This is a genomic window from Kitasatospora sp. NPDC127035, assembly GCF_042726075.1.
Lineage (GTDB): Bacteria > Actinomycetota > Actinomycetes > Streptomycetales > Streptomycetaceae > Kitasatospora.
Genome location: NZ_JBHXDN010000135.1, coordinates 1 through 6140, shown reverse-complemented (window position 1 = coordinate 6140; position 6140 = coordinate 1). Strand labels below are relative to the sequence as shown.

Annotated in this window: 5 protein-coding genes; 2 read left to right on the top strand and 3 right to left on the bottom strand. The window is 73.9% G+C overall.

Annotated features, from left to right (window positions below; all coding sequences use genetic code 11):
- The first annotated feature begins 602 nt into the window (after positions 1-602).
- Together ACFWIC_RS40465 and ACFWIC_RS40460 are read left to right on the top strand one after the other, a co-directional pair.
- Positions 603-1802 (top strand): hypothetical protein, encoded by a 1200-nt coding sequence (locus tag ACFWIC_RS40465; protein ID WP_329881474.1) that lies wholly within the window; start codon positions 603-605, stop codon positions 1800-1802.
- A 60-nt stretch (positions 1803-1862) separates the two neighbouring features.
- A complete protein-coding gene (locus ACFWIC_RS40460; protein ID WP_329948512.1) occupies positions 1863-4073 on the top strand; it encodes a tetratricopeptide repeat protein in 2211 nt (736 codons plus the stop codon).
- 151 nt (positions 4074-4224) lie between these two features.
- Here ACFWIC_RS40460 and ACFWIC_RS40455 read toward each other — a convergent pair whose 3' ends face one another.
- The 3 genes from ACFWIC_RS40455 to ACFWIC_RS40445 all read right to left on the bottom strand — a co-directional run bounded on the left by ACFWIC_RS40455 (position 4225) and on the right by ACFWIC_RS40445 (position 5844).
- On the bottom strand, positions 4225-4788 hold the full coding sequence (locus ACFWIC_RS40455) for a DUF6545 domain-containing protein (protein WP_380522140.1): 564 nt from the start codon (positions 4786-4788) through the stop codon (positions 4225-4227).
- Positions 4785-5333: a ParH-like protein gene (locus tag ACFWIC_RS40450; protein ID WP_355405912.1), complete on the bottom strand. Its 549-nt coding sequence runs from the start codon at positions 5331-5333 to the stop codon at positions 4785-4787. Before ACFWIC_RS40450 ends, ACFWIC_RS40455 begins: the two co-directional genes overlap by 4 nt.
- Positions 5334-5424: 91 nt before the next feature.
- Positions 5425-5844, bottom strand: a complete 420-nt coding sequence (locus ACFWIC_RS40445) for an XRE family transcriptional regulator (protein ID WP_329881470.1) — start codon at positions 5842-5844, stop codon at positions 5425-5427.
- Positions 5845-6140: the final 296 nt, after the last annotated feature.

Genomic DNA, 6140 nt, shown 5'->3' with positions numbered 1-6140 from the left:
CGCGGCGGGGCCCCCACCCCTGCCGCCGGCTTCCGGAGCGCCCCACGGCGGGCGATCCGGAAGCCGGACCGGCACTCAACTGAAGTAGATCATCCTCCGCCAGTCATTCATTTCAGTTTATATGTTGCCGAGGGACCTTTCTCCTGGGGCCGTGTCGATCCGGCCCGGAGTTGCGACTGTCGCGCGCCGCGCGTCCCCTTCGAGCTGCGGAATCTCCCCGGATCGCCCGGGCGCCCCCGGATCGGGGGCGGCGATCCCTTGACGCGGTCACCACATCGTCAGCACTCTGGTGCCTGGCCGAGCTGATATGACTGAGCATCAGATGCTTATTCATCTCAGCTCATGGCTTCCCTGCGACCAGTGTGAAGGGAGGTGTCCGTCATGAAGAAGATCGTCGTCCGCAAGACCGGCCCGGTCCGTCTGACCAGCACGGCGCGTGCGCTGTACCTGCCGTGGGACTGCATGGTGCAGGCCTGATCCCTTTTCCCGGGGAAACGGGGGAGCGGTGTCGACCCGACATGGCACTGTCGACCGGCGCCGCTCCTCCTTCGCCCACCCCCTCCGCCCACCACCTCCGCCCACCCCCTTGCGGGAGGACACCCGTGCACTCCTCCGTGGACAGCAGCTCCGACGCCCCGGGCCTCGACCTGGACCGTCCGCTGCCACTGCGCCGGCTCGTCTACCTGGAGGAGGGCGACGAGGTCACCGTCGGCAGCCCGGAGACCGACACCTACGCCGTCCTCCCGGCCGACGGCGCCGAACTGGTCCGGATGCTGGCCGACGGCGTCACACCGCGCGAGGCCGCCCGGCGCTACGAGTCCGAGCACGGCGAGAGCGTCGACATCGCCGACCTGGTCGAGGCGCTCGTGGACCTGGACCTCGTCCGCTCCGCCGACGCCCCGGCGGAGGAGTCCGCACCCGTGCGCTGGCAACGGCTGGGCCGGGCCGTCTTCAGCCGGCCGGCACTGATCGGCTACGCGCTCGTGACGGCCCTCGCCGTGGTCGAGATGATCCGGGTCCCCCGGCTGGTACCCCGGATCGACAACCTCTTCTTCAGCTCCTCCTACACCCTCGTCGTGCTGATGCTGTTCTTCGGCCAGGCGCCGCTGCTCGCCCTGCACGAGGCCTTCCACGCGCTGGCCGGCCGCCGGCTCGGCCTGCGGTCGAGGCTCTCGGTCGGCCGCCGCCTGGTCTACCTGGTGCTGGAGACCTCCCTCGACGGGCTGGTCAGCGTGCCGAGACGGAAGCGCTACCTGCCGATCATGGCCGGCATGCTGGCGGACGTCCTGGCGATCGCCGTCCTCACCCTGGTCGCCGACGCGACGCACGGCGCCGCCCGGGGAGTGGCGTCGGTCTGCCTCGCGGTCGCCTACGCCACGACGCTGCGCCTCGCCTGGCAGGGCTTCTTCTACCTGCGGACCGACCTCTACGTCCTGCTCAGTACGCTCCTGGGCTCCGTGAACCTCCACGCCGCCGCCACGGACGTCCTGCGCAACGCCGTCCGGCGCGGCACCGGGCGCACGCCGCTGGACCTGTCCGTCCACCACCCGGTCGACCGGCGGGCCGCCCGCTGGTACGCCTGGCTGATGGTGGTGGGTTACGCGTTCACGCTCACCGTGTTCGCCGGCGTCGTCGTGCCGACGGCGTACCGCCTCCTGCACGACATGTGGCTGCGGCTGACCGGCCACGCCTCGGCGGCGGGCCGCCTCGACTCGCTCGTCCTCATGGTGCTCACCCTCGCGCAGACCGGCGCCGTCGTGGTCCTGGCCGCCCGGGAGCGGCGCGCCGCCCGGTCGGCCTGACCCCCGAACGCCCCGCCCCACCGCACCTCACCACGTCACCGCACGAAAGGCAGCTGCGTCATGGCCGAGCACCGCCACCACTGGGTCCGCGCCGCCCGGCGTCCCGACCGCGTCGACGCCCGCGAGCGGCTCGACCTGCCACCCGCCCTCGCCCTGGTGAACGCCGACCGCCGACTGCGCGGGCCCTACACGGCCGTCGGGTCGATCCTGCGCACGATCGTCCCCGACGCGCTGGCGCGCTGCCCGGAGGCCGTCGCCGGACACGACATCGAGATCCTCTCCACCACGCCGGAGCTGCGCGACCTGGTGCCCGCCACCCGCGAGACGCTGACCTCGCTGGCGGTGCCCAAGGAGCGGACCCGCTTCTACTCCGCACTGCGCACCCTGCGGATCGCCCACGGTCTGGTCGAGTTCCTGGAGGCGTACCTGCGGGCGGTCGGCCCGGCCCCGCGCTCGCTGATCGTCGAGGACGCCCACCGGGCCGACCCCACCGACGGTGAGTTCCTCGCCGTCCTGCTGCGGCGGATCGACCCGGAGCTGCTCACCGTGGTGGTCACCACCGGGACCGAGGCGCCGGAGCGTCCGGCCGGCCCCGGGAACGAGGTGCTGGCCGACGCGCTCGCCGCCCACTGCGCGGTGCTCGACGCGCCGGACGGGGGACGGCCGGCCGGGGACGCCGCCCGGACGGCGGCCGGAACCGCCGCGCTCGGCCGCGCCCACGTCGCGGCGGACGGCGCAGGCGACGACCCCGACCGCATCGCCGCCTACCTGGCCCTGCCCGCCACCGAGCGCGCCCTGCTGCACGACCTGCGACGGGCGGAGCTGGAGACGGCCGGCGAGTCGTCCCTGCGGCTGGGGGCCATCGCCTGGCACGCGGAGCACGGCAGCGACCCGGCGGGCGTCGGGGCCGACACGCTGCGCCACGCCCTCGACCACTGCATGGACCTCGGCTACTACCACGCCGTCGTGGACCTCGGCGAGCGCGGGCGGCAGCTCGTCACCCACGAGAGCCACCCGACCCACTGGTGGGCCTTCACCACCAAGATGACCACCTCCTTCGCCGCGCTCGGCCTGGCCGATCTGGCGCTGCCGCTGTACGACGAGGCCCGGGCGCTCAGCGCCTCGCCCGAGGTCCACATGCAGGCCGCGTACGCCACGGCGATGCTCCACACCCGGCACTTCGACACCGACCGGCGCGACCACCGGCTCGCCCGGGGCTGGGTCAACCAGGCGATCGCCTTCGCCAGCTGGCACCCGGACCCGAAGGAGCGGGAGGCGCGCGTGGTGTTCAACCGCAACGGGCTCGCGCTGATCGAGGTCCACCAGGGCCGCCTCGAAGCGGCGTTGACGCTGCTGGACGGCTGCATCGCGACCCTCGACGAGACGCTGGAGCCGCACGAGCACGCGCTGCACCGCTCCGTGCTCCGCTACAACCGCGCTCAGGTGTACGCGGGCCTCCGCCGCCACGCCGAAGCCGTCGCCGACTACACCGCGGTGATCGAGTGCGACCCCAACTACTCCGAGTACTACTTCGACCGGGGCATGCTCTGGCGCGAACTCGGCCGTCCGGAACAGGCGCTCGCCGACTACGACCGCGCCGTCCGGCTCTCGCCACCCTTCCCCGAGGCCTACTTCAACCGCGCCGACGTCCTGGCCGAACTCGGCGACACCGACGCGGCGGTGGCGGACTTCGGGTACGTCCTCCAGCTCGACCCGGAGTTCCGTGACGCCCGCCTCAACCGGGCCTCCCTGCTGTTCGAGGCGGGTGAGTACCGGCTCGCCCGGGAGGACGTCCGGGCCGGTCTCGCGGGCGATCCGGAGAACCCCCGGCTGCTGTGCCTCAAGGGCCAGTTGCTGGCCGCCGAGGGTGAGGGAACCGCAGCCGCCGAGTCCTACGCGGCCGCGCTCGCCGCCGACCCCGGCTGCGCCCAGGCGTGGGCGCTGATCGGTGAACTCCGCTACCAGGAAGGCGATCTGGACGCGGCCGGCAGCAACCTGGCGCGTGCCGTCGAGCTCTCGACGGAGCCCGGCATCCGGTTCAACCTGGCCGTGGTCCACCACGACGCCGGGCGGTTCGGGGAGGCGCTCCGGCTCCTCGACGAGGTGGTCGACTCGACCGAGGACGTGGACGCCCGGCTGCAGCGGGCGCGTTGCCTCATCGGACTCGACCGGGTGGACAACGCCAGGGCCGACCTGCTCGCCTGCCTGGAGGCCGATCCCGAGTCCGCCGGGCAGGTGTACGAGCTGATGCCGGAGCTGGCCCGCGCCTGACACCGTCCGTCCCGCGTCCCACCGGGCGCGCCGTTCCCTCGCCCCGCCGGACCAGGCGGCCCCTGCCGCACCCGTCGCCCCCGTCGCCCCTGCCGTTCCCGCTGCCCCGCGCAACGGGGGCGGCAGGGGCGGCGGGGGCGGCGGCGTCCGGTCAGTGCGGTACCGCCGCCGCCCTGGCCAGCTCCTCGCGCACCCGCCTGCGGACGTGGGCCACCGCCGGCGAACCGGTGTACGCGGCGGCGACCCTGACCAGCCAGGCCGCCTCCTCGCGGAGGTCGGCCACCAGCGGGTGCGGCACGCACCCCTCGCCGGGCCCGGCGGGGAAGTGGTGCCGGGCCCGGGCCGCCTCCAGGACGGCGGCGATGGCGGCGGCCTCCACCACGACGGCGAACTCCTCGGCACGGGCCGGGCCGAGCACCTCCGCCACCCAGAGCGGGACGTGAGGATGCAGATGGGACCGGAGGGACAGCTGCGCGTCACGGATCTCGATGATCCGCCGGTACAGGGCGAACCGGATGTCCTGCCGCCGGGCCCTCGCCCGTCCGACGTTCCGGTCCTGGGTGACGAGTTCGATCTCCGGGACCACCGACCTCATCGCCGACCAGAGCGGGTCCAGCCTGCGGTGGTCACGCCGGGCGCGCGCCCGGCCGCCCCGGTCGTCCCAGCGGCTGACGGCACCGGCGAAGCAGGCTGCCGGTGTCGGCCACCCCGTCACCCGTGCCACGCCGCGCCGCGCGGCCCCGGCCGGCCGATCGTGCGCCACCACTGCGCCGTCCGGTCGGCCAGCCGGCCGATCGCGGTGGACCGGGGACGCTGCAGCGCCCGGTGCAGCGTCAGCGAGGCGACGAGCTCCGCCTCCTGCTCCTGCCGCTCCGTGTAGACCGACCGGCCGAGCACCCGGCGGACCAGCTCGTCCGGCAGCTGGGGTGTCAGCACGCGCGACACGACCGTGCTCAGTCCCGCGCCACCCGTGTGCGCGCAGAGCAGGTGACCGATCTCGTGCAGCACGATGTGCTGTTGGTGCAGGGCCGTGGTGTCGACCGCGTAGCCGATGTAGTCCGCGCGGTCGGTGCTGATCAGGACGCCGCACGGCGAGGGCGCCGGGCCGGAGAGGGGCATGAGCTCGATGGGCCTGCCGCGCAGCCGGGTGAGTGACTCGGTCAGTGCCGTGATGCCGAACGGGTCGGGAAGCGGTATCGACTCCGCGATGCCCCGACATCGCTGCCAGAGTTCATGGTCGACCCCACGCGAATGCCCCACGCCTGCCCCCCTGCTGTCCGACCGGCCCCGGTCGGGAGGCGATCCTACGGACGGGGGAGCGCGGGGAGAACCGCTTCGACGTCGATTTCCGCTACCTGCCACCGGCCTCGCGGCGGGCGATGGCCTCGATCATGTCGCTGATCGTGCCGAGGCCCTCGGGCGAGAGGGCCACCGCGCGCAGCGCCACGTCCCGGACGCCCGCGTCGCGCAGTGCTCCCAGCAGCGCCAGCTCCTCGGCGATCCGTGCGCTCTGCCGGTCGTCGAAGAAGTAGGTCGGCGGGACCTGGAAGAACTGTGCCAGCGCCTCCAGATGACGTTTCGTCGGGTTGTCCCGGCGGCCGGTCCGCAGCTGCCAGAGGTACGTGGCGGAGAAGCTCTCGCCGGTCGCCTCCCGACAGGCCCGGGCGACCTCCTCGTGGCTGTACTGCTCGCGGTCCGCGCGGCGGACGACGTCGAACAGCCGGTCCAGCTTCGCCGCGAGCGTGGACGCAACGGAGCCTGTGTCGGACACGGCCCACCCCTTCCCTCACCCCGTGCACACGCCCGGTGCGTGCGCGGACCGACCACTCCCGATGACCCGGGCCCGCGGAGCGGACCCGGGTCCTCATTCTAGGTGCCCCGTGGAGCTGACGAGGGGGTACGCGGGGGACCGGTTCGATCGCACGGCCGGTGACCTGCGCGCGCGGTCGCACGCCCTGCCGGACACCCGGTCGTCCGGGAGGGGCCGGGTGTTGCGCCGGGTGTCGCGGTGGGCGGCGGTGGGCGGCGCCGGACCGCGGGGGCGGGCCGGCCCGGGCTCCTTCGGCC

Excerpts from the sequence above, each read along its gene's own strand:
- ACFWIC_RS40460 (WP_329948512.1), top strand. The coding sequence starts at position 1,863 with ATGGCCGAGCACCGCCACCACTGGGTCCGCGCCGCCCGGCGTCCCGAC.